The organism is Gordonia sp. C13 (genome assembly GCF_023218005.1).
Classification (GTDB): Bacteria; Actinomycetota; Actinomycetes; order Mycobacteriales; family Mycobacteriaceae; genus Gordonia; species Gordonia namibiensis.
The window spans coordinates 220,743-246,314 of record NZ_JALPSY010000001.1 but is presented as its reverse complement, the minus strand read 5'-3'; the positions used below and the strand labels follow the sequence as shown (position 1 = coordinate 246,314).

The 25,572-nt window shown below is 67.6% G+C and carries 24 protein-coding genes and 5 tRNA genes; 13 read left to right on the top strand and 16 right to left on the bottom strand.

All coding sequences use genetic code 11. From position 1 onward, the window contains the following. Positions 1 to 54: 54 nt before the first annotated feature. Positions 55 to 330: a hypothetical protein gene (locus tag M1L58_RS01145; protein ID WP_248657533.1), complete on the top strand. Its 276-nt coding sequence runs from the start codon at positions 55 to 57 to the stop codon at positions 328 to 330. A gap of 240 nt (positions 331 to 570) precedes the next feature. Here M1L58_RS01145 and msrB read toward each other — a convergent pair whose 3' ends face one another. The 4 genes from msrB to M1L58_RS01125 all read right to left on the bottom strand — a co-directional run bounded on the left by msrB (position 571) and on the right by M1L58_RS01125 (position 4,822). Next, on the bottom strand, positions 571 to 996 hold the full coding sequence (gene msrB, locus M1L58_RS01140) for a peptide-methionine (R)-S-oxide reductase MsrB (RefSeq protein WP_248657532.1): 426 nt from the start codon (positions 994 to 996) through the stop codon (positions 571 to 573). A gap of 40 nt (positions 997 to 1,036) precedes the next feature. Further along, entirely contained in the window at positions 1,037 to 2,305 is a 1,269-nt protein-coding gene (locus M1L58_RS01135; protein WP_248657531.1) for a glycosyltransferase family 87 protein, read from the bottom strand. A gap of 70 nt (positions 2,306 to 2,375) precedes the next feature. Continuing rightward, complete coding sequence (locus M1L58_RS01130) at positions 2,376 to 3,944, bottom strand: alpha/beta fold hydrolase (RefSeq protein ID WP_248657530.1); 1,569 nt, start codon at positions 3,942 to 3,944, stop codon at positions 2,376 to 2,378. A gap of 59 nt (positions 3,945 to 4,003) precedes the next feature. Then, a complete protein-coding gene (locus M1L58_RS01125) occupies positions 4,004 to 4,822 on the bottom strand; it encodes a pyrimidine reductase family protein (RefSeq protein WP_248657529.1) in 819 nt (272 codons plus the stop codon). A gap of 35 nt (positions 4,823 to 4,857) precedes the next feature. Between M1L58_RS01125 and zapE the strand changes: the two genes are divergently transcribed. Then, on the top strand, positions 4,858 to 5,871 hold the full coding sequence (gene zapE, locus M1L58_RS01120; RefSeq protein WP_040535850.1) for a cell division protein ZapE: 1,014 nt from the start codon (positions 4,858 to 4,860) through the stop codon (positions 5,869 to 5,871). Between the two features lie 97 nt (positions 5,872 to 5,968). Here the strand turns inward: zapE and M1L58_RS01115 are convergent, their stop codons facing one another. The 3 genes from M1L58_RS01115 to M1L58_RS01105 are packed head-to-tail and all read right to left on the bottom strand — an operon-like array spanning position 5,969 to position 9,370. After that, positions 5,969 to 6,532 carry a GNAT family N-acetyltransferase gene (locus M1L58_RS01115; RefSeq protein ID WP_248657528.1) on the bottom strand — a complete coding sequence of 188 codons (564 nt, stop codon included), beginning with the start codon at positions 6,530 to 6,532 and terminating at the stop codon, positions 5,969 to 5,971. Then, entirely contained in the window at positions 6,529 to 7,371 is an 843-nt protein-coding gene (locus M1L58_RS01110) for a sulfurtransferase (protein ID WP_248657527.1), read from the bottom strand. Before M1L58_RS01110 ends, M1L58_RS01115 begins: the two co-directional genes overlap by 4 nt. A 37-nt stretch (positions 7,372 to 7,408) precedes the next feature. Beyond that, positions 7,409 to 9,370 (bottom strand): flavin-containing monooxygenase, encoded by a 1,962-nt coding sequence (locus M1L58_RS01105; RefSeq protein ID WP_248657526.1) that lies wholly within the window; start codon positions 9,368 to 9,370, stop codon positions 7,409 to 7,411. A 136-nt stretch (positions 9,371 to 9,506) separates the two neighbouring features. On the opposite strand from M1L58_RS01105, the gene M1L58_RS01100 reads away from it, so the two are divergent. Genes M1L58_RS01100 through M1L58_RS01080 form a run of 5 tightly spaced genes read left to right on the top strand, consistent with a single transcriptional unit; the run spans position 9,507 to position 15,093 of the window. Further along, positions 9,507 to 10,145 (top strand): nitroreductase family protein, encoded by a 639-nt coding sequence (locus tag M1L58_RS01100; protein ID WP_006866393.1) that lies wholly within the window; start codon positions 9,507 to 9,509, stop codon positions 10,143 to 10,145. Positions 10,146 to 10,156: 11 nt separating this feature from the next. Continuing rightward, entirely contained in the window at positions 10,157 to 11,764 is a 1,608-nt protein-coding gene (locus M1L58_RS01095; protein ID WP_282578222.1) for a class I adenylate-forming enzyme family protein, read from the top strand. Beyond that, the gene (locus tag M1L58_RS01090; protein WP_154882363.1) at positions 11,745 to 12,383 is read left to right on the top strand and encodes a TetR/AcrR family transcriptional regulator; all 639 of its coding nucleotides are present in this window, start codon (positions 11,745 to 11,747) and stop codon (positions 12,381 to 12,383) included. The genes M1L58_RS01095 and M1L58_RS01090 overlap by 20 nt, the downstream gene beginning before the upstream one ends. Continuing rightward, complete coding sequence (locus M1L58_RS01085) at positions 12,380 to 13,489, top strand: CaiB/BaiF CoA transferase family protein (RefSeq protein ID WP_248657524.1); 1,110 nt, start codon at positions 12,380 to 12,382, stop codon at positions 13,487 to 13,489. Before M1L58_RS01090 ends, M1L58_RS01085 begins: the two co-directional genes overlap by 4 nt. Next, positions 13,486 to 15,093 (top strand): 4-coumarate--CoA ligase family protein, encoded by a 1,608-nt coding sequence (locus tag M1L58_RS01080; protein WP_248657523.1) that lies wholly within the window; start codon positions 13,486 to 13,488, stop codon positions 15,091 to 15,093. Before M1L58_RS01085 ends, M1L58_RS01080 begins: the two co-directional genes overlap by 4 nt. A 16-nt stretch (positions 15,094 to 15,109) precedes the next feature. Here the strand turns inward: M1L58_RS01080 and M1L58_RS01075 are convergent, their stop codons facing one another. The 8 genes from M1L58_RS01075 to M1L58_RS01040 all read right to left on the bottom strand — a co-directional run bounded on the left by M1L58_RS01075 (position 15,110) and on the right by M1L58_RS01040 (position 18,924). Then, positions 15,110 to 16,753, bottom strand: a complete 1,644-nt coding sequence (locus tag M1L58_RS01075) for an ABC transporter permease (protein WP_248657522.1) — start codon at positions 16,751 to 16,753, stop codon at positions 15,110 to 15,112. Positions 16,754 to 16,771: 18 nt separating this feature from the next. Next, positions 16,772 to 17,650, bottom strand: a complete 879-nt coding sequence (locus M1L58_RS01070; protein WP_248657521.1) for an ABC transporter ATP-binding protein — start codon at positions 17,648 to 17,650, stop codon at positions 16,772 to 16,774. A gap of 82 nt (positions 17,651 to 17,732) precedes the next feature. Next, positions 17,733 to 18,077 carry a hypothetical protein gene (locus M1L58_RS01065; RefSeq protein ID WP_248657520.1) on the bottom strand — a complete coding sequence of 115 codons (345 nt, stop codon included), beginning with the start codon at positions 18,075 to 18,077 and terminating at the stop codon, positions 17,733 to 17,735. A gap of 104 nt (positions 18,078 to 18,181) precedes the next feature. After that, a complete protein-coding gene (locus M1L58_RS01060) occupies positions 18,182 to 18,346 on the bottom strand; it encodes a hypothetical protein (protein ID WP_248657519.1) in 165 nt (54 codons plus the stop codon). 162 nt (positions 18,347 to 18,508) lie between these two features. Next, positions 18,509 to 18,581, bottom strand: a tRNA-Gly gene (locus tag M1L58_RS01055). A gap of 74 nt (positions 18,582 to 18,655) precedes the next feature. After that, positions 18,656 to 18,730, bottom strand: a tRNA-Val gene (locus M1L58_RS01050). 24 nt (positions 18,731 to 18,754) lie between these two features. Beyond that, positions 18,755 to 18,828: transfer RNA gene (locus M1L58_RS01045), tRNA-Cys, on the bottom strand. A gap of 23 nt (positions 18,829 to 18,851) precedes the next feature. Next, positions 18,852 to 18,924 (bottom strand) — tRNA-Gly (locus tag M1L58_RS01040). Between the two features lie 253 nt (positions 18,925 to 19,177). Between M1L58_RS01040 and M1L58_RS01035 the strand changes: the two genes are divergently transcribed. Together M1L58_RS01035 and M1L58_RS01030 are read left to right on the top strand one after the other, a co-directional pair. Continuing rightward, positions 19,178 to 19,249, top strand: a tRNA-Val gene (locus M1L58_RS01035). A gap of 136 nt (positions 19,250 to 19,385) precedes the next feature. After that, the gene (locus M1L58_RS01030) at positions 19,386 to 20,759 is read left to right on the top strand and encodes a glycosyltransferase 87 family protein (protein WP_248657518.1); all 1,374 of its coding nucleotides are present in this window, start codon (positions 19,386 to 19,388) and stop codon (positions 20,757 to 20,759) included. A 15-nt stretch (positions 20,760 to 20,774) separates the two neighbouring features. Here M1L58_RS01030 and M1L58_RS01025 read toward each other — a convergent pair whose 3' ends face one another. Further along, the gene (locus M1L58_RS01025) at positions 20,775 to 21,623 is read right to left on the bottom strand and encodes an aldo/keto reductase (RefSeq protein ID WP_248657517.1); all 849 of its coding nucleotides are present in this window, start codon (positions 21,621 to 21,623) and stop codon (positions 20,775 to 20,777) included. 127 nt (positions 21,624 to 21,750) lie between these two features. Here M1L58_RS01025 and M1L58_RS01020 point away from each other — a divergent pair, with 127 nt between their 5' ends. The 4 genes from M1L58_RS01020 (at position 21,751) to M1L58_RS01005 (ending at position 25,564) form a co-directional block, all read left to right on the top strand. Further along, the gene (locus tag M1L58_RS01020; protein WP_248657516.1) at positions 21,751 to 22,305 is read left to right on the top strand and encodes a TetR/AcrR family transcriptional regulator; all 555 of its coding nucleotides are present in this window, start codon (positions 21,751 to 21,753) and stop codon (positions 22,303 to 22,305) included. A gap of 82 nt (positions 22,306 to 22,387) precedes the next feature. Further along, positions 22,388 to 22,810, top strand: coding sequence for a TIGR02611 family protein (locus M1L58_RS01015; protein ID WP_006866382.1), 423 nt, complete (start codon positions 22,388 to 22,390; stop codon positions 22,808 to 22,810). Positions 22,811 to 22,947: 137 nt separating this feature from the next. After that, positions 22,948 to 25,023, top strand: coding sequence for a threonine--tRNA ligase (gene thrS / locus M1L58_RS01010; RefSeq protein WP_248657515.1), 2,076 nt, complete (start codon positions 22,948 to 22,950; stop codon positions 25,021 to 25,023). Next, on the top strand, positions 25,016 to 25,564 hold the full coding sequence (locus tag M1L58_RS01005; protein WP_006866380.1) for an HIT family protein: 549 nt from the start codon (positions 25,016 to 25,018) through the stop codon (positions 25,562 to 25,564). Before thrS ends, M1L58_RS01005 begins: the two co-directional genes overlap by 8 nt. Positions 25,565 to 25,572: the final 8 nt, after the last annotated feature.

The following is a 25,572-nucleotide window of genomic DNA, read 5'->3' as shown; positions in this document are numbered from 1 at the left end:
AACGGAGTCTCAACACGAGGCAAACAACGCTCGACTCAACGTGGAGGAACCCAGATGGTCCGAATCGTCCCCGCGACACGCGTCATCGCAGCCCTGGCCTTCTCGGCCGCGCTCGCCGGCGGAGCCGCGGTCGCCGACGCTCAGCCCTGCCAGATCGACCTCGCGAACGGCCAGGTAGCGCCGTGCGCTCCGGGTGTCGTCTCGACGCAGCCGGGCGACCCGGGTGGCGGCAACGACGCGGCGTCCGAGCCGGCCGAGTTCGTGCATGTGCCGCTGGAGCACAGCTTCCCGGAGCCGGCAGAGGAAGAAGAGCTGCCTGACGAGAAGTGAGGGTCGCAGTGCCCTGACCCGAGAAGTATCTGAAGGGGTGCCCGCAAAGACTGCGGGCACCCTCCTTTTCATGAGTTGCACTCTGGCACAAGCGACTTGGTCAAGTGACCCACGAAGGGCAGCTGACGAAAACCGGACAAAGCGCCCGTAACCTTGTTGATTCGGAATGCACTGCAGTAGGAACTCACCGCAGTCGGCGTCACGGCCCTCTGTCCGGCCGTGACGTCGGGTGTGACAGTCCTATTCGGCCGGCTCGAGCTTCAGGCTGATCGAGTTGATGCAGTAGCGCAGGTCGGTGGGGGTGTCGTAGCCCTCACCGGCGAACACATGGCCCAGGTGACTCTTGCAGTTCGCGCAGAGCACCTCCACTCGCTTCATGCCGAGCGAGTTGTCCTCGACCTCGATGATCTTGTCTCCGGCGAGCGGGGAGAAGAACGACGGCCAGCCGCAATGCGATTCGAATTTCTGCTCACTCCGGAAGAGCTCCGTGTCGCAGGCCCGGCAGCGGTAGACACCGACCGTCTTGGTGTCGGTGTACTCACCGGTGAAGGGTGCTTCGGTGCCGGCCTGGCGCAGTACCCGGTACTCCGCCGGGGTGAGGCGCTGCTTCCACTCCTCGTCGGAGAGGTTCGCGAGATTCTCGGTGTCGGGCTTGCTGTCGGTCATGGGTTCCACGGTAGCGCGGTCCGAGATCTGGCCGGTGTCGCTACTTCGACAGCGACAGCTCGTCGTCGGACTTCGCCGCCGGCGCCGGGGGAGCGTCGTGCTCCGATCGCATCACCCCGTCCTCGCCGGCGACGCCGTCGGACCGCATGTCGAGCCAGCGGAACAGCAGCGAGCAGAACACGGCGATCATCAGCAGCGACCATCCCCAGGTCACCTTGTTGTACTCGACCATCCAGCCGAAGGCCGTCCAGCGTTGCGAGTAGAAGCTGTCGAAGGTCATGCAGCCGTATACGCCGAGCCAGGCCGGCCAGTTGCGCATCGCCGATCCGGGTAGGAGCACCGTCATCAGCAGCGGGAAGAGCAGCATCGAGTAGTAGCCCTGGCCCAGTGAGCCGACGAGGAAGGTGGTGCCCAGGAGCACGCCCGACGATGTCGCAAGCCACAGCAGTTCGTTGGTCTTGCGGTAGTAGCGGTACAGGAACCACAGCGAGAACACGGCCATCAGTACGAAGGCGATGCGCAGCAGCAGGACCAGCCACGGCGCGACGCCGAAGTAGGCGCCGTTGCCGGCGATCGAGCTGTTGTAGTAGTCGCGGGCCTCGCCGAGGTAGGGGACCGTCCGGCTGATGAAGGCGTCGGCGTCCACCGACATCGGCCAGGCGATTGCGGTCAGCACGAGCGGGACCACGATCGCGAAGGCGAACACCCGCCACTGCCGGTTGAGTAGTGGCAGCAGCATCAGCGGCGCCAGAACGGGCTTCACGGACAGCGTCAAGCCCATCGGGACGCCGGCCCACCAGTCGTGCCGCGAGCGCATCAGCATCAGGAAGGCGATCATGCCCAGCAGTACGAACGAGTTGAAGTTCGTGAAGATCAGTGTGTGCGAGACGGTCTCGGTGAAGAAGAAGACGAACAGCACCGTCGGCATGACCCATGAGTTCAGGGCATACCCGAACATCCGGGTCAGCAGGTAGGCGCAGACCAGCAGGACCACGACGCTGACCGCGATGAACGCCCATCGCGCGCGTTCGTAGTCGATGACGGCGACCGGTGCCATCAGCAGGGTGCCCGACGGCGGGTACAGGTAGTGCGGGTCGACCGTGGCGTAGTTCTCGCCGTAGACCGGCAGGTTGTTCAGGAAGTTGTAGGCGGCGGCGTACACCGGCTTGAAATCGTCGGTGCGGTCGCCGTTGACCCCCAGGAACAACGAGCGGTGCACGACCATGAACAGGCTGATCGGCCACAGGATCATCGGGATGATCCGCTGCGCACTCATCTGGGGATAGAGATACCTGTCGAGATTCGCCACCCGCGCACCGTACTACGGGTGGTCTCCCACGCTCCGCAGAACCCTCCGGGCCAGCACCGATCCGCTCGACTCAGGTGGGGCAGCCGCGCTGGGTGGGTCCCCCGAGGGGCGTCTTCTTCACGTACTCGACCGCCACCTGGGCGGCGCAGGCGCTGCGACCCAGGACCGAGAAGCCCAGCCCGTCCCAGCTGACGGTCACCGGCTCGGCCCCGGCGTTCATGAACAGCGGGACGAGCGTGTTCGCGCCGTCGCCACCGTTCACCGGATCCCGGGTGCCGTTGAGGACCAGTGGGTCGGCGGGCAACGACGACGGCGGACGGACCGCGCTGCCCGACGCCCAGCCGTTGCATCGCACCAGCGACAGGGCGCTGTCGGAGCCGGTCAGCGGATTCTGTTTGGTCCAGGCCTCGACGAGTCCGGGGATCTCGTTCTGGCCCACCGGGCCGGTGACGTCGTTGCACCGCGACACCAGAGCTCCGTCGGTCGTCCGCAGGGTCGCGGCCCGATCGGCGAGCCGGACGAGCGCACCGGTGTCGCCGCGGTCGGCGGCGGTGATGGCGCGGGACAGGTCGACCAGTGACTCGGGGCGTTCGGAGGCGAGCGCGAGTGTCGTGGTGATCGCGTTGAGTGCGGTGGTGTCCGACAGTCCGTCGAGGCGTCCGTCCCTGGCCTTGGCGAGCAGGCCGGTCATCACCCGCACTCCGTTGGTGCCGAGTGTGCAGCCGTCCAGCGTCGAGCATCGCTGCGCGAATCCCTGCAGCGCGGTCTGGACTCCCTGTGCGCGCAGTTGCGCGCGATCGCGGGCGTTCGCGCCGAACGGCGTCGGGGTGTCGAGGATGATGCGGCCCGCGCGGCCGCCGTAGAGGGAGGAGTACGCCAGGACGACGTCGGAGCCCTCACCGACACCGATGAGACCCAGGTGCTCGACGCCCCAGCGCTGCCGGAGGGTCTCGAGGTCGGCGGCGGCGAACTGTGCGCCGAAGTTGAGCTGGTACGGCGTCAGCGTCTCGGTGCAGCCGTCCGAGGCCGACGACGCAGCCGAGGCGAGCCGGGAGATGCGCGCCTGCGTGCTGGTCCCGCGTGCGGTGAGTCCGTTGTCGGCGATCGTGTTCCGCTCGAGCCGGGTCATGCAGTCGAGGTCCCCGCTCTGGGGGATGCCGCGGTGGTCGACGGCCACCACCGGGTGGGCGTCGAGGAACGCCCGTCCGGGGCCGGTGGACATCACCATCAGGGTCCGCGACGACGGGAGATCCGACCCCGAGGTGAGGACGAGCGGCGGGGCGTCAGCGGGTGTCGCGGCGGTGCGGGCCCGGGTCGCGGCGATGCGAACGACCTCGCCGTCGGGCTTGTTCCGGTCGACAGGGGAGTCGAACTCAGCACATTCGACGGTCACCCCGGCCGGGCGGGCGATGCCGAAGCGTCCGGCGGTCCCTGCCGCGCAGTCCGACCAATCGAGGTCGGCCTTCGGCACGGCGAGCGCAGGCGCCGGGGGCGGTGCCGAGGACGAGGGGGCCGGACCCTGACCGCCGCCGCCACCGGGGATGAGGTCGGGACCGCGGTCGGGGCCTACGGCGCACGACGACACTCCGATCGCGACGATCACACCCAGGACTGCCGTGACGGCGTGCGCTCTTCGCATGTCCGCGAGCGTAGTCAACGACGCCGGGCGACGGCCGTGCAGTGATCCGTTCGGATCGGTCAGTGGATGGACGATCGGCCGTGACGCAGCCAGCGGGTGAAGACGTAACCGTCGTCGTCGGTGATGATCGCGGCCGGTGACATCCCCTTGAGTGCGGCGGACTCGTCCTTCCCGTCGCCGGTCCGCACCGCGATGCGGCCGGCATTCCCGCCGGCCAGATGGGGACTGGTCGTCAGGCACAGCTCGTCGAGCAGGTCGTCGGCGATGATCGAACCGAGCAGGCTCGGGCCGCCCTCGCAGAGCACCCGCGGCCGGCCCAGCTCACCGCAGGTCTCGATCAGCGCCGAGGTGTCGACGTCGTCCTCACCGCAGTCGATCAGGGTGGCGCCGGCGTCGACGAGCGCGGCGCGGCGCTCCGCGGGGGCCGACGCGCAGGTGAGTACGACGGTGTCGGGGTGGCTCAGCGGCGGATAGTCCGGCGGGATCGAGAGCGACCGCGACACCAGGGCGAACGCGGGTGCGGGCGCCTGTCCGTTCGCTTCTCGGAGGTCGGCGAACGCGGAGTCGGGTTGCGGCTGGCGGTACCCCTCGGTCGTCGCGGTCCCGGCGCCGACGAGGATCACGTCGGCGAGTCCGCGCAGGACCCGGAAGACGGTCCTGTCCCCGTCACCGCCGAGTCCGCCCGACTTCCCGTCGTGGGTGGCCGCGCCGTCGATGGAGGCGACCATGTTGGCCCGGACGAAAGGTGCCGTGGCGCCGGGCCCCTCCGACGGCCGCGGTGGATAGCGGTAGTGCTCGGCCAGGCCGAGCAGTGTCTCGTTCCCCTTCTCGCCGGACTCGGCGGATGTGACCTGGGTCGCTTTCTGCAGGTGGAACATGCATCCATACTTCCGGAGATCGCTACTCTCCACACATGGCGGCCCGACTTTGCGATCGCAACCCTGCGACCTCGCCGGACGCACTCATCGATGAGATGGTGCCTCCGTCGACCTTCGACGACGTGAGCTTCGACTCCTACATTCCCGATCCGAAGGAGCCGTCGCAGGCCCAGGCGGTCGCCAAGGCACGCGACTTCGTCGCCCGGGCCTCCAAGGCCCGCTCCGGGAAGAAGGGCCTGTTCTCCCGCAAGGCGCCCTCGCAGGGGATCGGCCTGTACCTCGACGGCGGGTTCGGCGTCGGCAAGACCCACCTCCTGGCCTCGATCTACCACTCCATGCCCGAGCCGAAGTCGTTCGCGACCTTCGTCGAGGTCACCCACGTGGTCGGCGCGCTGGGCTTCGTGAACGCCGTCGAGCGTCTCTCGAAGCACACCGTCCTCTGCATCGACGAGTTCGAACTCGACGATCCCGGCGACACCATGCTCGTTTCGCGCCTGCTCACCGAGCTCACGGCGAAGGGTGTGTCGGTCGTCGCCACCTCGAACACCCTGCCCGGCCAACTCGGCGAGGGCCGGTTCGCGGCCCAGGACTTCCTGCGCGAGATCCGCAAGCTCTCGGCGGTGTTCGAGACGATCCGCGTCGACGGGCCCGACTACCGCCACCGCGACCTGCCGCCGGCCCCGGACCCGCGCACCGAGTCCGAACTGGTCGACATCGCCGACTCCACCGAGGGTGCGACCCTCGACGACTTCGACGCGCTGTGCGATCACCTGAGCACGCTGCATCCGTCGAAGTACAAGGACCTGGTCGACGGCGTCTCGCTGGTGTGCATCACCGGTGTCCACCCCGCCAAGGACCAGTCGGTGGCGCTGCGCCTCGTGGTGCTCGCCGACCGCCTTTACGACGCGCACGTCCCGGTGACGGTGTCCGGCGCCAAGCTCGACGAGATCTTCACCGACGAGATGCTCGCGGGTGGCTACCGCAAGAAGTACCTGCGCGCGACCTCGCGTCTGCTGGCCCTGTCGCGGTTCGCCGAATCGGCTGCCTGAGAGTCCGTTCCCGCGTGACCATTTCCCTCGCGCTTGTCGAGTCCGACAAGCGGGAGGGAGACACGCCGGCGGGACGGAAACACGCCGGCGAGCGGCGTCACAGCTTCTGCGTGAACACGTAATCGTGTTCGACACTCCCGCCGAGGTCGAAGGTTCGGACCCCGGCGCGGGTGAAACCGGTTTTGGCATAGAACTTCTGGGCTCGTTCGTTGAGCTGGTTCACGCCGAGCCAGACGACGACACTGCCACGGTCGCGGGCACGATCGAGCGCCGAGTCCATCAGGGCGCGTGACGGGCTGAGGCCGGGACGCGAATGATGGTCGGGGAGCACGTACATCTTCGACACCTCGCTCGCCGGTCGCTCCGGGACGAGGTCGGCGACAACGGGATTCGACGGATCGCCGTGCAGCACGAGTGCGTACCCGATGACCGGACCGTCCGCACTGTCCCGGGCGACGAGCACGTCGGCATCCGGGTCGGCGATGTACCCGCGAAAGTTCCTCTCGCCGAGGTTGGTCGCGATGAACTGCGCGATGTCCTCGGTGGCGGCATGCGGCGGGCACGCCAGGGGAAAGGTCGCGCCGGCGACCTCGGCCACCGACGCCGCCCGCTCCGGATCGGTGACGAGTTCGACGCTCACCCCGGGATGAGTCGACGTCACGACCGCGATTCGCCCGACGCCAGCGGACGGTCCGGGTCGGCGGTCCAGGCGTTCATCGACCCGTCGTACACCGCGACATCATCGCGGCCGAGCGCCTTCAGTGCGAATGCCGCTGCCGTGGCGGCGATCCCGCCACCGCAGTAGGTGACCGGTCGCACCGACGGGTCGAGGGCGCCCGCGTCGGCGAACAGTCCGCGCAGTTCCTCGAGCGGCTTCAGTGACCCGGACTCGTCGACGAGTTCGCCGAACGGGACATTGACGCTGCTCGGGATGTGCCCGCCGGCGAACGACTCCCGGTCGAGAGCGTTGACCAGCAGCACCGACGAATCCGCGGTGGCCGCGACCACCTCGTCGGTCGAGAAGATCCGTTCCGGGCGGCGCTGCGCGGTGAAAGTCGCTGCCGGGTAGGTGGATTCACCGGTCTCCGTGGGGAGTCCCGCCGCAACCCAGGCGCCGTACCCACCGTCGAGGACGACGACGTCGTCGAAACCTTCCAGGCCGAACTGCCACCACAGGCGCGTCGCCCAGATGCCGTTGACCGTGTCGTAGACGACGACGGTCGAGTCGTCGCCGATCCCGGCCGCGCCGACCGCTGCCGCGAACTTCTCCGACGACGCCGCCGCGAACGGGGCCTCGCCGTTCGGATCGGACAACTCGGTTATCTGGTCGAGGAACACCGCGCCCGGCAGGTGACCCTGGACGTAGGTGTCACGACCGGAGGCAACGTGCGCTCCGTCGGCGTCGAAGCTCAGGTGAACCGTCGCGTCGACGATGCGCAGACGCCCCTCGCCGAGGCGCTTCTGCAGTTCGTTCGGGGTGATCAGCGGTGCGGAGGTCATGCCTGACACGGTAGTCCGGTCGCCGCCGGGCCTGACCTCAGGGATCGAGCGGTTCGGCCGTGATGGGCTCGGTGTGGAAATCGGCGAGATCGACGTGACGGGTCTTCGCCCAGTAGTCGACGATCCGCCACGGCAGCACCGCGACGACCCGGCCGTCGGGGTTCCGATACCAGTTGGTCATCGCGGGATGTGTCCACACCATGCGTGCGTGCGCGCGGTCGACGGCGTCGTTGTACTCGTCGGTGACGTCGCGACGCACCTCGAGAGCACCGAGGCGGCGCTCGATCATGGCGCGGATGGCGTCGCAGACGTAGCGCACCTGGTATTCGAGGATGCTGATGAAGCTGCCCCCGTGTCCGAGTGCGGTGTTGGGGCCGGTGAGGATGAACAGGTTCGGGAAGTCCGGCGCGGTGATGCCGAGGTAGGCGTACGCGTCGTGATCGCCCCAGGCCTCGACGGTGGTCTTGCCGCTGCGCCCGACGACGTCCATCGGGTACAGGTAGCGGTCGCTGTGGAAGCCGGTCGCGAAGACGATGATGTCGAAGTCGTGTGCCCGGCCGGTGGAGTCGACGAGCCCGGTCTCGGTGACGGAGTCCACGCCGTGGCCCACCAGCTCCACGTTCGGCTGCCGCAGCATGCGAAACCAGCCGTTGTCCAACAGCATTCGCTTGCCGAAGGGCGGGTAGTCCGGCGTCGACAGCTCGACGAGATCGTCGCGGTCGCCGAGCTCGGCGCGCATGTACCGCAGGTAGAACTCGCGATGGCCGTGGTTCACTGCGTTGATCGACGCGGTGGGTTCGGGCCATTCGGGGTCGACGTGCAGGGTCGAGTGGACCTTGTCGTTGAAGATCCAGGACAGCCGTGCGCGGTACCACTCCCGGTACCCGGGCAGGTTGTTCATCAGCCAGTGCACGTTGTCGCCGACCGGGGCGAAGTAGTCGTCGTTGGGGGCGATCCACTGCGGCGACCGCTGGAAGACCGTCAGCGACCCGACCTTGTCGACGATGGCGGGACCGATCTGCATCGCCGACGCGCCGGAGCCGACGATGGCGACGCGCTTGCCGGTCAGGGCGCCGGGCTCGTCGAGTTCGGTGGGCCAGTGGGCGGAGTGGAACATCCGGCCGGTGAAGGTGTCCATGCCGGCGAGTCGGGGGAGCTTGGGCCGGTTGAGGATGCCGACCGCGCTGATGAGGATGCGCGAGGTGAGGGTGCTCTCGCTCCTGTCCCGGTCGCGGACCCGCACCACCCACTGCTGGGTGTCGGAATCGTAGGCGGCGGAGAGGACCTCGGTGCCGAACCGGACGCGGTCGCGCACCGCGTGACGGTCGGCGAAGGCCTGCAGGTAGCCCTGGACCTCGTCGCGTTTGCCGAAGTGGGTGGACCAGTCGTGGTCGAAGGAGGAGATCGAGTACAGGTAGCTCGGGGTGTCGACGCCGGCGCCCGGGTACTGGTTCTCGTACCAGGAGCCGCCGACCTCGTCGTTCTTCTCCAGGACGGTGTGCTCGATGCCGGCCTCGGCGAGCTGCGTGGAGATCAGCATCCCGGCCACGCCGGCGCCGATGACCAGGGCGTTCATCGTCGAACCGAGGTCTTCGGGCAGTTCCGGCAGATGGGAGCCGCGCAGGTCGCCCCGCACGATCTCGCTCATCATCGGCGCGAACTCCGGTGCCACCGGTTCGCCGGCGGTGAACGACATCAGTGTGGCGACGAGTTCCTCGTCGGCCGGGACGCGGGCCGGTGAGCCTTGCTCGTACCAGTCCTCGAGGGCGTTGACGACGGCGTCGCGGATCTCGGCCTGTACGTCCTCGGGCAGGCCGCCGGTCGAATTGTCGTCCATGCCACGGCTGCGGGTCGGGCGGTAGCGATCGGCCAGCCAGCGGCGATCCCCGGTCATCTCCACCAGCACGGCGAGCAGCGTCGGGATGTTGCCCGCGTCGACCGCGGTCCGGATCTCCGAGGGGGCCGGACGCGTCTCCGGGCGAAGGGAAACTGAAGTCATGGTTGCAACTAACCACTGTTAGTCCCAGTTCGTCAACACGAGAAAAGTGCCGATTTTCGATGCTTGACGGCCGTGGTCTCGTGTGGAACTGTGTCCCCAGTCATACTAACAACGGTTAGTGATCACGGAGGTTGACATGGAACTCAGCGAGGCAATGCGCACTACTGGCACGTGCCGCTACTTCAGCGACAAGCCCGTCGAGGACGAGGTGTTCTACCGGGCGTTCGACGACGCGCGCTTCGGTCCGCAGGGCGGGAACCGGCAGCCGGTCCGCTGGGTGGTCGTCCGTGATGACGTCACCAAGAAGGCGCTCGCCGACCTCTACCTCCCCTTCTGGGAGCCCTACTACAACTCGATCCTCGAGGGTTCCAAGAAGGTGGGCGCGGTCCCGAAGACCATCGAGAGCGCCAACTACTTCGCTCATCACCTCGCCGAGGTGCCCGCGCTCGTGGTGGTGTGCGCCGAGGCGGAAGGACTGCATCCCACCGATCACGAACTCGGCCGGCTCAGTGTCGTCGGCGGCGCGTCGATCTACCCGAGCGTGCAGAACCTGACCCTCGCCCTGCGTCAGCAGGGGGTCGCCACCGCACTCACGACTCTGCTGTGCGCAGCGGAGAACGAGGTCAAGGACCTGCTCGGCATCCCGGACGGATTCATCACCGCGGCCCACATCGCGGTCGGCTACCCACAGAACGGCTTCCCGCGCAAGCTCACCCGCAGCCCCGTCGAGGAGATCGCCTTCCTCGACCGCTTCGACAATCGGATGTTCGCGTGAGCGCGCCCGCCATGACCCCAGAAGGACAGCTCACCGACCGCAGGCTCACCGAGAACCAGACCTCGCCGCTGGGTCGCGCGACGATCGGTGACCAGCTGCGCAGGCTCTCACGGTCGCAGGGCAACAAGCCCGCGATCATCGCCTACGACGCCGCCGGCGGTCGCACGTCGACCAGCTACGGCGACCTCAACCGCATGGCCAACCGGGTCGCGCACGTCCTCATCGACCTCGGCGTCCGCCGCGGCGACCGGGTCGCGGTGATGAGCCGCAATCGCGTCGAGACCGTGGCGTCGTACTACGGTGCGCTGAAGGTCGGCGCGGCGTACTCCGGTGTCAGCCCGCTGTTCCGAGAGAAGGAGATCGCCCAGCAGCTGGGTCACCTCGAGCCCGCCGTCCTCGTCGTCGAACGCGACCTGGCCCCCGTGGCCGGCCCGATCGCCGACAGTCTCGGCATCTCGGTCCTCGTCGTCGGGGAGCCCGCATCGGACTCGTGGAACTCCTTCGACGAACTGGTCGGACGGGCCGACGACGCCGAACCCGACTGCGACGTCGACGAACACGACCTGGCGATGATCGTCTACACCAGCGGCACCGAGTCGACCCCCAAGGGCGTCGAGATCGCGCACCGCAACTACCTGATCTCCACCGCGCCCGCGTACACCTGGGGTCTGCGCTGTCTGAACGACGACGTCTGGCTGTACGTCATGCCGTTCCACACGATCGCGGGTATCGGATCACTGACCTCGCTGACCCTGCTCGGCGCCACGCTCGTGCTGCCGGCCGCGGTCGACCCGGCGACCTCGCTGCGGATGATCCGCGACGAGAAGATCTCGGTGCTCGCCCAGACCCCGACCTTCTTCATCGCCCTGGCCAATCACCCCGACTTCGGGCCCGACACCGTCGGCACCGTACGCCGCTGCCTCACCTACGGCGGCCAGGTGTCCCCGCACGCAGTCGACGCCTGGGCCACCGCCACACCGGAGTCGGTGTGGGGCACCTACTGGGGCCAGTCCGAGCTCACCCAGCTCGGCTCGGTCGGATGGTTCAAGCGACTCGAGGACGTGCCCAACCAGGACCCGACGTGGATCGGCAAGCCGGTCGGCCACCTCGAGGTCCGGGTCGTCGACGCCGACGGCAACGAGGCCGAGGAAGGCGAACTCCTCTGTCGCACACCGTCGGTCATGCTCGGTTACTTCAAGGACCCGGAGAAGACCGCCCAGGTCCTCAAGGGGGGCTGGGTGCACACCGGCGACATCGTGCGCATCGACGACGAGGGCAACATGTTCTTCCGCGACCGGCGCAAGGACATGATCAAGACCGGCGGATACAACGTCGCCTCCCAGGAGGTCGAGCGTGTGCTGCAGGCGCATCCCGACGTCGAGCGGGCCGCGGTCGTCGGCCTGCCCGATCCGTACTGGTCCGAGGCCGTCACCGGCTTCGTCGTGCTGCGTGCGGGTAGCTCGGTGTCCGCGGAGGACATTCGTGAGTACTGCCGCGCCGATCTGGCGTCATACAAGGTCCCCAAGTCGGTGCACGTCGTCGATGAATTGCCGACCGACGCCCAGGGCAAGCTGCTCAAGCGTGAGTTGAGGAGGACGTATGGAACCCCTCAGGGCTGACGACGCCGCCGACACTGCCGCGAAACCGGTGGTGGCGGAGGAGCGTCCGCGCACCCGTCGCGACGAGATCGTGGAGGCCGCCGCTCGGTATTTCGCCGAACACGGTTACGCGAACGCGGGAATGCGCGACATCGCCGAGGCCGTCGGCATGCGAGGCGCGAGTCTCTACAACCACTTCCACTCCAAAGAGGAGATCCTCTACGCCATCGCGTTGCGGATGACCGAGGACCCGCAGCAGGACCTGCTGGTGCTCGACGGCGAGGGCGGCCCCGTCCAGCGCCTCACCGGCCTGGTCGAAGCGCACATCCGCCGGCTCGCGCGGTACCGGGTGGAACACCTCGTCGCGCTGCGGGAACTGTCGGCGCTGACGCCGGAACACCGTCGGGTGGTCACCGATTACCGCAAGTACTACCAGCGGCGCATCCGTGACGTCATCGAGGCGGGCGCCCGGATGGGTGTCTTCGAGGCCCGCGACGCCCACCGGTCCGCCATCGCCGTGCTCGACCTGATGAACGGCATCAGCTGGTGGCTGCGCGACGAGCACGACGTCGACCAGTTGGTCAGCGACTACGTCGATTTCACGATCCGCGGCGTGCTGCACCACCAGGCGGATTCGTGACCGGTCCGCTCGCCGGCGTGCGCGTGGTCGAGATGCCGGGCCTGGGTCCGACACCGCACGCCGCGATGATGCTCGCCGACCTCGGCGCCGACGTCGTCCGGATCCGACGCCCCGGCCCCGAGGCCCCGGGCCCCGACGGCATCGCCGAGGCGGACGCCGGTCTCTACCGGTCCCGACGCAGCGTCGAGGCCGACCTCAAGGACCCCGCCGACCTGAACCGCATCCGCGAGATGATCCTGCGTGCCGACACCCTCATCGAAGGTTTCCGGCCGGGCGTGATGGAACGTCTCGGACTCGGACCCGAGATCTGTGCCGATGCACCGCAACTCGTGTATGCCCGGATGACCGGGTGGGGTCAGGACGGCGACCGTGCGATGCTCGCCAGCCACGACATCAACTATCTGGCTGTGACCGGTGTGCTCGAGGCGATGGGCCCGGCCGGAGCGCCACCGATTCCGCCGCTGTCCCTGGCCGGCGATTTCGGCGGGGGATCGATGCTGCTCGTGGTCGGCGTGCTGGCCGCCCTGCACGACCGGTCGCGGACCGGACACGGGCAGGTCGTCGACGCCGCGATGGTCGACGGTGCCGGTCTGCTCGCCCAACTCCAGTGGTCGTGGAAAGCGGCGGGACGCTGGGTGTCTCGATCGGAGGGCAACCTGCTCGACGGTTCCGCACCCTTCTACGCCACCTACGAGTGTGCGGACGGCCGGTTCGTCGCCGTCGGTGCCCTCGAGGAGAAGTTCTGGCGCAACCTGATCGGCACGCTCGGCCTCGCCGACCTACCTAACCGATGGGACCGTGCGCACTGGCCGGTGATCTCCGCTGCGCTCGCCGCGCGGTTCGCCACCCGTACCCGCGACGAGTGGTCCGAGGCGTTCGCCGGCGTCGACGCATGCCTCACCCCGGTGCTCGACTTCGACGAGGCGGCCGCCGATCCCGTTGCGCAGCAACGCGGCAGCTATGTCACCGTCGACGACACCGTGCAGCCCGCTCCCGCCCCGCGGTTCTCCCGGACCGCCTTGCCCACGCCGTCAGGGTCCTCGAGCGCGGACCTGACGCAGATCCTCGATCAATGGTCGACCGATTCACCTGTGGAGGTGTCGTGAGTTTCACCAGCCCGTTCCCCGACGTCGAGATCCCCGAGGTCAGCGTCCACCAGTTCCTGTTCGGCTCGATCGCCGACGACGAGCTCGGGCGTACCGCCCTGGTGGACCCGAAATCCGGTGCGGCGACGTCGTATCGGGAGCTGATCGCCCAGATCGACGCGGTCGCGGGCTGGCTGGCGTCGCGGGGGATCGGAGTGGGTGACGTCGTCGGCATCCTCTCGCCGAACATCCCGGCGTTCGCATCGGTGTTCCACGGCATCCTCCGCGCGGGTGCGACGGCGACGACGATCAACGCATTGTTCACCGCACCCGAGATCGCCAAGCAGCTGCGGGATTCGGGCGCCACGATGCTGGTGACGATCTCGCCGATGGCAACGCAGGCGAAGGCCGCCGTCGCCGAGGTCGGGCTGGACGACGCGAGCCTCGTCGTCCTCGACGGTGAGGGGCAGGAGGCATCGGGCCATCCGAATGCCGCCGAGGTCCTCGGCGCCGGACTGCCGGCGCCCCAGGTGTCCTTCGATCCGGCCACTCATGTGGCGGTGTTGCCCTACAGTTCCGGGACCACCGGCAATCCGAAGGGTGTCGCACTCTCGCACCGGAACCTGGTCGCCAACGTCGCACAACTGAAGCCGTTGCAGGGCATGACCGCCGACGACGTGGTGATCGCGGTGCTGCCGTTCTTCCACATCTACGGCATGACCGTGCTGCTGAACGCGGCGCTGTTCAACCGGTCCTCACTGGTCGTGATGCCGCGGTTCGACCTCGTGGAGTTCCTGGAGAACATCCAGAACCACAAGGTGACGATGGCCTACATCGCGCCGCCGGTCGCGGTGGCGCTCGCGAAGCATCCGATCGTGGACAACTACGACCTGTCCTCGCTGCACACGATGATGTCGGGTGCGGCCCCGCTCGACGACGAGCTGGGCCAGGCCGTGGCCAAGCGTCTGGATCTGCACATGCTGCAGGGCTACGGCATGAGTGAGCTGTCCCCGGTGTCCCACATCATCCCGTTCGACGCGAAAGCCCTTCTCGGGCTCGAAGACCCGCCGCTGTCGTCGACGGGCTGGCCGGTGCCGAACTCGGAGAACAAGATCGTCGACCCGGCCACCGGGAACGAGGTCTCGATACCTACCGAGGGCCTGTCCGAGCCGGGTGAGCTGTGGGTGAAGGGGCCGAACGTGATGCTCGGCTACCTCAACAACGAGCAGGCGACCGCCGACACCATCGACGCCGACGGCTTCCTGCACACCGGCGACATGGCGCAGGTCGATCCGACGGGGTGTGTCTACATCGTCGATCGGCTCAAGGAGCTCATCAAGTACAAGGGTTATCAGGTGCCGCCGGCCGAGCTGGAGGCGCTGCTGCTGACCCACGACAAGATCGCCGACTCGGCCGTCATCGGTGTGATCGATGCGGAGTCGGGGGAGGAGATCCCCAAGGCGTTTGTCGTCAAGCAGCCCGAGGCCGAGCTGACCGAGGATGAGGTGATGGAGTTCGTGGCGTCGAAGGTGGCCCCGCACAAGAAGGTTCGCGCGGTGGAGTTCATCGAGGCGATCCCGAAGTCGGCGTCGGGCAAGATCCTGCGCAAGGACCTGCGCAAGTAGGAGTCCGGATCGGCGTCTACCCCAGGTCGCGACGGGCCAGTCCGACGAAGCCGACGGCCAGCGCGACAGCGGCGAGACCCGTGACGGCGACGATGCCACTCGCCGTCACAGCATCGAGCGGGGCCTGCGGTAGATGCCGGAACGGTGACGCCGCGCGTGTCCACTTCGGCAGGTCGAACGACTCGGCGAGGATCTCGGCGACGAGGCAGTACGCGAAGTACGTCCAGGCGATGGCCGCGGCGGCCCTGGGTAGTGAACCTACGCAGGCCACTGCGACCGAGACGATCAACCACACCGCGGGGACGTACACCGCCGCCGCGGCGAGCAGACGTGGGATCTGACCGGGGTCGTCGACGGTCATTCCGTAGGTGAGACCCTCGCCGAGCGCACCCGCGGCCAGGACGATCGCGGTCCCGCCGAGTGCCATCGCGACGTGGCCGCCGAACCAGGACAGCCGGTTGGTGTTCGCTGCCACGACCGACTCCGCCAGTTCTGCGGTTTCCTCGCGTCGGGCCCGCAGCGCGCTGTTGACGCCGTACCCGGCTGACAGAAGAGCGGCGATCGTGAGGGTCAGCGCGAGGTACGCGTCCACGGCGTCTTCGGCGCCGCCAGGCAGGAACTCTGCGATCTGCGGATTGTCTTCGATGAAGTCGGTGATCGCGTCGCCGAACGATCCGTATGCCGCCGACAGCACGAAGACCCCGGTGGCCCAGGCGGCTGTCGACCCGCGGTGCAGCCGCCAGGCGAGTCCCGTCGTCGAGGTCAGGAGCCATGACGCCTCCGCGCGCCCGGCGCGGTTTCCGAAGATCCCGGCCCCGAAGTCGCGGTGTTCGGAGACGGCCACCGCCACTGCGACGGTGAGCAGAGACGCCACGAGCGGTATCAGAAGCGGCCACCAGGTGTCATCGACGTAAGGGAATGTGCGCTGGCCCCAGCCGATGGGGGAGAGCCACGACGCGAACCCGTTGCCCACATCGCCCACCGCGCGGAGGACGTACGCCAACCCGAGCATGGCGGTGATGGATCCGTAGACGCTGCGCGGGTTCTCGAAAATCTGGGCGGCGAGCGCGGTGAGCGTCGCGAACGTGAGACCCACCCCGGCCAGCGCCGCACCGAAGAGGATCGAGCCGCCGAGCGGCAGACCGGTGGCGGTGGCGGTGACCGCGACGGCGACGCCGGCAGCGAGGTTCGCGACGGCCGCGAGGGCGAGGGCTGTGGCGACCGGGGCATCGCGGCCGACACGCGTCGACCGGAGTAGCTCGGCGCGTCCGTTCTCCTCGTCGGTGCGGGTGTGACGACCCACGAGGAACATCGACATGAGCCCGAGAACGATTGCGGCATAGCCGAATATCTCGAACACCGCTTCGCCGCCGATGGTGGCGAGCAGTTCTTCGGGTCCGCTGAGTGCGATGACCGCCGGACTCCCGCCGATGGTCTCGCGCAGCGCCGCGAGTTTCGCCGGGGTGTCGTAGAGGTTCTGGCTGGCGACGGCCTGGAATCCCACCAGAGCGGCGGTTCCGCCGATCCACGCGATGAGGGCGACCCGTTCGCGCCGGAGGTAGAACCTCAGGAGTGTGCGCAGACCCGTGGCGTCGGCACTCCGGCCGGCACTTCTCGCCGAGGTCGGCTCCGCGATCTGCACCGTCTCGATGTCCGCCATCGGAACTCTCCGCAGACCTCAGTCGCCGTAGTGCCGGAGGAAGATGTCCTCCAGAGTCGGTGGGGCGCTGGCCAGATCGCGGACGCCGAGGGTGGCGAGCTCACAGACCACCGTGTCGAGAGCGGCGGCGTCGACGGTGCAGCGGATGCGGTGTCCGTCGCGGGTCAGGTCGTGCACGCCCGGGACGCCGTCGAGGGCGGCGGGATCGTCGGCGGTCTCGGCACTGATCTCGAGACGACCGAGGTGACGCAGCTCGGACAGTGACCCGCTGTCCACCGTCCGGCCGGCCCGGATCAGGGTCACCCGGTCGCAGAGCGCCTCGACCTGGGCCAGGATGTGACTCGACAGGAGAACGGTGCGCCCGCTGCGGCGTTCCTCCTCGATGCACCGCTGGAACTCGGCCTCTTTCAGCGGATCGAGGCCGGAGGTCGGCTCGTCGAGAAGAAGGAGTTCGGCATCGGAGGCCAGGGCCGCGATCAGCGCGACCTTCTGCCGATTGCCCTTGGAGTACGTGCGCGACTTCTTGCGTGGGTCGAGTTCGAAACGATCGATCAACTCGTCACGACGACGTCGGTCGCGGTCTCCGCGGAGGTTGCACAGGAGATCGATGACCTCGCCGCCGGTGACACCCGGCCAGAGATTCACCTCGCCGGGCACATACGCGATCCGCCCGTGCAGATTCACGTTGTCGCGCCAGGGATCTCGACCCAGAACTCGGACGACGCCGGAGTCCCCTCGCAGCAACCCGAGCAGAACCCGGATGGTGGTTGTCTTGCCCGCGCCGTTGGGTCCCAGGAAGCCGTGGACCTCGCCCTCGGCGACGGTCAGGTCGAACCCGTCGAGGGCCCTGACATGGCCGAACGACTTGACCAGCTCACGGATCTCGATCGCGGGCACGTTCCCAGACTAGAACCGTCGGGAGCCCCGATCGCGGGGCCGAAAGTCACCTGATTTCGGCCCCGCGAACCTTGCGATGGACTCAGCTGGAACCGAACAGGCCGTCGAGCGAGCCGCCGCCTCCACCGCCTGCGCAACCGGTCACGGTCACGTGATGCCAGTTGCGGTCTCCGAGCCACTCGGGGCCGCCGTCACCGAGATTTCCGGGCGGGCCGAGGACCATTCGGTAGGCGACGTCGTGCGTCGCGGCTTCCGGATTCGGCAGCGGTGGGTTGTAGGGGGAGTCGTTGAGGTTCTTCAGATCTTTGATGTAACTGACGGTCGACACGGGACGGTCTTTCACCATCCAGATGTTGCCCGGGGCGTTCGCGCCCATGAAGCCTTCGTCATCCGGCCACCTCGGGTAGTCCTCGACGGTCGTGTGCATCCCGCCGGTCCGGCCGACCTGGAAGTCGGCGTAGTCGACGTCGCGCAGCGGCTCGTCGTCGATGCGCCAGTCGAGCGTGTAGGACGTGATGCTGGTTTCGTTCGTCAGGGTGACTTCACCTTGCAGTTGCCGAGGTTCTCCGCCCAGAACTGGACGGGACCCGTTCGCTGACCGTTGTCGGCAGCCTGCGCGACACCGGGTGCGATGGACAATGCGAGTCCCGCGGCGGCGACTGACGCCAGCCCGGTCACCATTGCCCGTTTGATCATTACCTCACCTGTTCCTTCCAGCCCGACCCGGATCCGGACGCTAGGGGCGGGTCAAATGTCCGAATTCGAGATCTGGGTCACATGGCACGGATTTGCCGTCGGCAGGCTCGGGGAAGGCACAGAAAAGCCCCGGTCTGGGGGACCGGGGCTTTCCGTTCTGCGAGCGGATGACGGGATTCGAACCCGCGACCCTCACCTTGGCAAGGTGATGCGCTACCAGCTGCGCTACATCCGCATGTCCGCGAGCGATGATTCTGCCCGCGTGGCCAAGAGAAAGCCCCGGTCGGGGACCGGGGCTGACTTCTCTCGTGGTGCGCGATACAAGGATTGAACTTGTGACCTCTTCCGTGTCAGGGAAGCGCTCTCCCACTGAGCTAATCGCGCGGGACTGTGTTGAGTTGTGATGCGTGGAGGTGGCGACGGGAATCGAACCCGTGTACACGGCTTTGCAGGCCGTTGCCTCACCACTCGGCCACACCACCAGATGCGAGGTCGACTCGCGCCGAGCGGATGACGGGATTCGAACCCGCGACCCTCACCTTGGCAAGGTGATGCGCTACCAGCTGCGCTACATCCGCATGCCCACGAGCGATCTTGTGGATCTTGCTGCTCGCGGTGCGAAGAGAAACTTACGCGATCGGTTCCGAACTTTACAAATCGGCAGGTCAGGGGCATGTGGAATGACGAATTCCCAGCGTGTGATTACCGGAGGCCGCCGAATCGAACGTCTGTGACGTGGGGCACGTCGGCGATTTGGGAACTCTGCGCAAGCCGTGTAATCTTCTGGCTCGTGCGCAGGCGCCCCTGTCACAGACTTCAGGCGCCCGACACGGTCCCGTGGCTCAGTGGAAGAGCGTCCCGTTCACACCGGGAAGGTCGCTGGTTCGATCCCAGCCGGGACCACCGAGGAGAGCCCCGCCGAGAACTTCGGCGGGGCTTTTCGCATATCTAGGGTTGTTCGACGCGAATCGGCAACGACTCGTGGACCTGTCGGCGTTTCTCGTGACCTGGATCACAGCTCGGGCGTAATCTCGCCCGCGTGCCGGCACCGACTGTCCACTCGCGTCCCATCCCGACGTGGGTGATCGTGCTGGCCGGGATCGCGGCGCTCGGCGTGATCGTCTGGCACATCACCGCCTTTCCGTACACCAATCCGTTCTACGGGCTGTTCGAGAACGCGACCGACGTCCGTGTCTACCGTGCGGGCGCCGATGCCGTGCTCGACTCACGTCCCCTCTACGAGGCGCCGGTGTTGTGGCGCCTGCATTTCACGTACCCGCCGTTCGCGGCGATCGCTTTCGTCCCGCTTGCCGTCCTGAGTGCCGGTGTCGCCCATATCGTCTGGTGGGCAGTCTGTTTCGCGGCACTCGTCGCCGTGGCGACGTTGGGGACCCGCAGTCTGGGTTACCGACTAGATGCTCGCCTCGTCGGCTTCGCCGTCCTCTTCTCTGTCGGGGTGACCGCACTCGAGCCCGTGCGGACCACCATCTGGCTCGGTCAGGTCAATCTCGTGATCATGGCGCTGATCCTGACCGACCTGGTGTTCCTGCGCGCCGACTCGCGGTGGCGAGGGATCGCAATCGGGATCGCCGCCGGACTCAAGCTGATGCCGCTGTTCGCCGTCATCTACCTGCTCGTCACCCGGCAGTGGCGCGCGGCGGCCACCGCGATCGCCACCTTCGGTGGCACGGTTGCAATCGGGTTTCTCGTCATCGGTTCGGATGCCCGGGCGTACTGGGCTGGTCACCTGTTCGATTCCGACCGCATCGGCCGTGCCGATTCGCCCGCCAACCAGTCGGTCCGCGGCTTCGGTTCGCAAATCCTGGCGCACCTCGATGTCCGGCGGTTCACCCATCCCGGCCCGGACGGACCGGTCTTCGAGGCGCCGTCGTGGCTGTGGGTCCCCGCGGCGCTGGTGGTCGCAGTACTCGGACTGTGGGCCGCGGTCGTCGCCCGGCGGATGTCGCAACCGCTCCTGGCCGCGACGATCGTGGGATTGACGATGTGCGCGGTGTCGCCGTTCGCGTGGGGGCACCACTGGGTGTGGTGTGTGCCGTTGCTGCTGGTGACCTTCGATCTCGCCCTGCGTCATGGCGGCTCGCGGCGGTCCTGGTGGTACTGGCTCGCGCCTGCCGGCGTCGTCGCGCTGACCTTCACCTGGTGGCGGCACTGGTGGGACAGCGGGCCATATCTGACCTCGGATCATGCGATCTCGCTGGGGCTGTTCATGATGCCGAGAGCGGTCGACCCGGGCCCTGTCGACCACGCACTGGTCCTTCTCTACGCCGGCTGCTACCCGTTGTTGCTCGCCGTGACCGTCGTGGTGACCCTCTTGGCGGGGCATCGGACACGGGATCGCCGACCTCCCGTTGACGAGTCGCTCGGCCCGGAGGACGTCGTCGCGGTCGCCTGAGAGGCCGGCGGTCCGTCAGGCCGCGTCGCGGGGGACGCGGCGCGATTGCCGCCGGCGCGTCGGCGAAGTGCCCGGATCGTGGAGTGCCGGCGGGTCGTAGGCCATGTCGAGTCGTCCCACATCGGTGCCCGGTTCGACGACATCGATGCGGCGTTCGTCGCTGAGATGGGTGAACCGCTCTGCCCGTCGCAGGTCGATGGGCCGCCCCTTGCGGACGCGTCCGGTGAGCAATCCCTGTGCGAGGGGACTCCACACCAGCACACCCATGCCGTGTCGTTGTGCAACGGGGAGGATCTCGCGTTCGATCCCGCGGTCGAGGATCGAGTAGTTCGGCTGCTCGGTGCTAGGCGACTCCAGGCCGCGTTCGCGCGACTGCCACTGTGCTTCGACCATGTCGGAGGCGGGGAAGGCGGAGGTGCCGAAAGCCCGGATCTTGCCGGCCCGGACGAGATCGGTCAGGACGGAGAGGGTCTCACCGATCTCGGTCGACGGATCGGGGCGGTGCATCTGATAGAGGTCGATGTGGTCGGTGCCCAGGCGTCGTAGGGAGTCCTCGACGGCGGTCGTGATCCATCGACGGGAACCGCCTCGCCGGTTCGGGTCGTCGCCCATCGGCAGACCGAACTTGGTGGCGATGACCAGGTCGTCGCGGCGTCCCTTGATGGCCTTGCCGACGATTTCCTCCGACTCGCCACCGGAATACATGTCGGCCGTGTCGATGACGTTGATCCCGGCGTCGAGCGCCTTGTGGATGATGCGGATCGAGTCGTCGTGGTCGGGGTTGCCGGCCTGGCCGAACATCATCGCGCCCAATGCATACGGGCTGACCTGGATTCCGGTTCGACCCAACGTGCGGTGCTGCATGTCGCTCTCCTTGTCCGCACCCGGTGGGATGCTGTGCGACGATAGAAGTGGAACGTCGTCCCGATTAACGATATGGGACAGTGTCCCACTTATCAACCCGGAGATCTGACAGCGAGGAAACAGGCCCATGCCCCGTGCTGATGCCCAGCGCAACGTCGATGCCCTGCTGGCTGCGGCGAAAGAGGAGTTCGCCGCTCACGGAGTGGATGTCAGCGTGCGGTCGATCGCCGCACGCGCCGGCGTCGGAACCGCGACGCTGTACCGGCACTTCCCGCTGCGCTCCGACCTCGTCGCCGCTGTCTTCCGTCACGAACTGGATGAGTGTGTGGCCGCCGCGGGTCCGCTCGCGGAGCAGTACGCGCCGGGGGAGGCCCTCGAGAGGTGGGTGCAGAGGTACCGCGAGTTCCTGCAGACCAAACGCGGTCTCGCGAGCGCGCTGCACTCGGGCGATCCCGCGTACTCGTCCCTCCCGGAGTACTTCCATTCCCACGCGGCGCCCGCGCTCGGTGCGCTGCTGGGGAAAGCCGCGAACAGCGGTGAGATCCGTGCCGACGTCGCTGTCGCCCCGCTGGACCTGCTCGGGGCGATCGCGAACCTCTGCGTCCCGTTTCCCGGCAGCGACAACGACACCGCGACCCGGCTGGTCGCGCTGCTGCTCGACGGACTGCGGTACCGCCCCTAGGAACGCGTGCCCGGGTGTACACGCCTGACTTCGGTAGCCTGGACCCGACTTTTGACATTGACGGGTCCGATGTAGGGGGAACATGGCGGAGTCGTGGTGGAAGCGCCTGCGGATCCGAGCGCGTCATCGCCGGTACGTGGTGCGTTCCAACCCGCGGTGGCGCCGCATCTATCGCATCGGGGTCGCCGTCGTCGGCACGATTGTGCTGCTCTGCGGCGTCGTCGCGATCCCGTACCCGGGCCCCGGCTGGCTCATCGTCTTTCTCGGACTGGGAATTCTGGCGTCGGAATTCGAGTGGGCGCACCGACTGCTGAAGTTCGCGCGCGCGAAGTACGACGCCTGGATGGAGTGGATCGGCCGGCAGCACTGGTCGGTGCAATCGGTGTTCTGGATCGGCACCTTCGTCATCGTCGTGGGAACCCTGTGGCTACTCGGGGCACTGCACACGGCGGCCGGCTGGGTGAACCTCGACTATCAGTGGCTCGCCAGCCCCATCTTCTCTTGATCGTCTTTCCCGGGCCGCGCCGCGCGCCGGGAGAGGAGGGGTACGGCCGGTCGGGATGACACGCGGATACCATCGGAGTCGCAAACGTCCGCCCGGACGCGTACTTCGCGTGTCCGAAACTATTCGAGGAGCGTCCCGTGCCCGACGACGTCCAGGTGACCAGCCCAGCCACGATCCGTGTGCCGGCTGGAACTACCGCGGGCACCGCACTCCGTGACCACGACCTGCCCAATAAGGGTCCCGAGGCGATCGTCGTGGTCCGCGACGCCGCCGGCGACCTGCGCGACCTCTCCTGGGCGCCCGCCGAGGACGCCGAGGTCGAACCCGTGGCGGCCAACACCGAGGCCGGACGCAGCGTCATCCGGCACTCGTGCGCGCATGTGCTCGCGCAGGCGGTCCAGGACCTGTTCCCCGACGCCAAGCTGGGCATCGGCCCGCCCATCAAGGACGGCTTCTACTACGACTTCGATGTCGCCGAACCCTTCACGCCCGAGGACCTCAAGGCCCTCGAGAAGAAGATGAAGCAGATCATCAAGTCCGGTCAGCGCTTTTCTCGCCGCGTCTATGAGTCGAAGGACGAGGCGCGCGCCGAGCTGGCGAACGAGCCGTTCAAGCTCGAGCTGATCGACGACAAGGGTGCCGCCGACGACGCCGAGGTCATGGAGGTCGGCGGCGGCGAGCTGTCCGTCTACGACAATCTCAACCCGCGTACCGGCGAACGCATCTGGTGCGATCTGTGCCGCGGTCCGCACGTGCCGACCACCAAGTACATCGCCGCGTTCAAGCTGACCCGCTCTTCGGCCGCCTACTGGCGCGGCGACCAGGACAACGCCGACCTCCAGCGTGTGTACGGCACCGCGTGGGAGTCCGCCGAAGCGCTCGACACCCATCTCGAGCTGCTCGCCGAGGCGGAGAAGCGCGACCACCGCAAGCTCGGCGCCGAACTCGACCTGTTCAGCTTCCCCGACGAGCTCGGCTCGGGCCTGCCGGTCTTCCATCCCAAGGGCGGCATCATCCGCAAGGAGATGGAGGACTACTCACGGGCACGCCACGTCGCCGCGGGGTATGAGTTCGTCAACACGCCGCACATCACCAAGGGGCACCTCTACGAGGTCTCCGGTCACCTCGACTGGTACCGCGACGGGATGTTCCCGCCCATGCACGTCGACGCCGACATCGACGAGAACGGCGAGGTGCGCAAGCCCGGCCAGGATTACTACCTGAAGCCGATGAACTGCCCGATGCACAACCTGATCTTCCGTGGCCGCGGGCGTTCGTATCGTGAACTGCCGCTGCGGATGTTCGAGTTCGGATCCGTCTACCGGTACGAGAAGTCCGGCGTGATCCACGGCCTCACCCGGGTGCGCGGCATGACACAGGACGACGCGCACATCTACTGCACCCGCGAGCAGATGCGCGACGAGCTGACGTCGATCCTCAACTTCGTCCTCGGCCTGCTCAAGGACTACGGCCTCGACGACTTCTACCTCGAACTGTCGACCAAAGACCCGAAGAAGTTCGTCGGCTCCGACGAGGTGTGGGAAGAGGCGACCAACACGCTCGCCGAGGTCGCCGAGGCCTCGGGCCTCGACCTCGTGCCCGATCCGGGCGGCGCCGCGTTCTACGGCCCGAAGATCTCGGTGCAGGCCAGGGACGCGCTCGGCCGCACCTGGCAGATGTCGACGATCCAGCTCGACTTCAACCTGCCGGAGCGCTTCGAGCTCGAGTACACCGGCCCCGACGGCACCAAGCAGCGTCCGGTGATGATCCACCGCGCCCTGTTCGGGTCCATCGAGCGGTTCTTCGGCGTGCTCACCGAGCACTATGCGGGCGCCTTCCCGGCCTGGCTGTCGCCGGTCCAGGTGATGGGCATCCCGGTCGCCGACGCATTCGCCGATCACCTGCAGGGTGTCGTCGACGCGCTGCGTGCCGCCGGTGTCCGCGCCGAGGTCGACCATTCCGACGACCGCATGCAGAAGAAGATCCGCAACCACACCACCGGCAAGGTGCCGTTCATGCTGCTCGCCGGCGAACGCGACGTCGAGGCGCACGCAGTGAGCTTCCGGTTCCGCGACGGGTCGCAGATCAACGGTGTCCCGGTGGGTGCCGCGATCGCGGCGATCACCGACTGGGTGGGCGCCCGGCGCAACGAGTCGCCGACCAAGGAACTCCTGGAGGCGAAGCTCGGCACCGTGGGGGCCGTCGATGGCTGAGACACACGGCGAGATCCGCGACGAGGGCGTCGGGGTCGGTGACCGTCTGGAGCGGCTGTGGAGTCCGCACCGGATGACCTACATCGCCGACCCGCAACCGGCGGCCAAGACCGGTCACCCCTTCCTCGACATCCCGACGATGTCGGACGAGGACGGACTGATCGTCGCGCGCGGGGAGTCGGTGTACGCGGTGCTCAACCTGTACCCGTACAACCCCGGGCACACGATGGTGGTCCCGTATCGCCAGGTCGCCGACCTCGAGGATCTGACGCCTGCCGAGTCGTCCGAGCTGATGGCGTTCACGCAGCGGATGATCCGCACGATCAAGGCGGTCTCCAACCCGAACGCCTTCAACGTGGGACTCAACCTGGGTTATGCCGCGGGTGGCTCGCTGTCCGAGCACCTGCACCAGCACATCGTGCCCCGCTGGATGGGCGACGCGAACTTCATCACGATCGTCGGCGAGACCAAGGTGATGCCGCAGTTGCTGCGCGACACCCGGGGACTGCTCGCCGAAGCGTGGCAGCGTCTCGATGACTGAGGGGGGAG

Coding starts and splice junctions, on each gene's coding strand:
- M1L58_RS01095 (WP_282578222.1), top strand. CDS start 10,157: ATGACCCCAGAAGGACAGCTCACCGACCGCAGGCTCACCGAGAACCAG.
- msrB (WP_248657532.1), bottom strand. CDS start 996: ATGACCGACAGCAAGCCCGACACCGAGAATCTCGCGAACCTCTCCGAC.
- M1L58_RS01075 (WP_248657522.1), bottom strand. CDS start 16,753: ATGGCGGACATCGAGACGGTGCAGATCGCGGAGCCGACCTCGGCGAGA.
- zapE (WP_040535850.1), top strand. CDS start 4,858: ATGGCGGCCCGACTTTGCGATCGCAACCCTGCGACCTCGCCGGACGCA.
- M1L58_RS01020 (WP_248657516.1), top strand. CDS start 21,751: ATGCCCCGTGCTGATGCCCAGCGCAACGTCGATGCCCTGCTGGCTGCG.
- M1L58_RS01065 (WP_248657520.1), bottom strand. CDS start 18,077: ATGCACACGACCGTCGAGGACTACCCGAGGTGGCCGGATGACGAAGGC.
- M1L58_RS01145 (WP_248657533.1), top strand. CDS start 55: ATGGTCCGAATCGTCCCCGCGACACGCGTCATCGCAGCCCTGGCCTTC.
- M1L58_RS01005 (WP_006866380.1), top strand. CDS start 25,016: ATGGCTGAGACACACGGCGAGATCCGCGACGAGGGCGTCGGGGTCGGT.
- M1L58_RS01015 (WP_006866382.1), top strand. CDS start 22,388: ATGGCGGAGTCGTGGTGGAAGCGCCTGCGGATCCGAGCGCGTCATCGC.
- M1L58_RS01060 (WP_248657519.1), bottom strand. CDS start 18,346: ATGATCAAACGGGCAATGGTGACCGGGCTGGCGTCAGTCGCCGCCGCG.
- M1L58_RS01025 (WP_248657517.1), bottom strand. CDS start 21,623: ATGCAGCACCGCACGTTGGGTCGAACCGGAATCCAGGTCAGCCCGTAT.
- M1L58_RS01130 (WP_248657530.1), bottom strand. CDS start 3,944: ATGCGAAGAGCGCACGCCGTCACGGCAGTCCTGGGTGTGATCGTCGCG.
- M1L58_RS01125 (WP_248657529.1), bottom strand. CDS start 4,822: ATGTTCCACCTGCAGAAAGCGACCCAGGTCACATCCGCCGAGTCCGGC.
- M1L58_RS01090 (WP_154882363.1), top strand. CDS start 11,745: ATGGAACCCCTCAGGGCTGACGACGCCGCCGACACTGCCGCGAAACCG.
- M1L58_RS01105 (WP_248657526.1), bottom strand. CDS start 9,370: ATGACTTCAGTTTCCCTTCGCCCGGAGACGCGTCCGGCCCCCTCGGAG.
- M1L58_RS01100 (WP_006866393.1), top strand. CDS start 9,507: ATGGAACTCAGCGAGGCAATGCGCACTACTGGCACGTGCCGCTACTTC.
- M1L58_RS01110 (WP_248657527.1), bottom strand. CDS start 7,371: ATGACCTCCGCACCGCTGATCACCCCGAACGAACTGCAGAAGCGCCTC.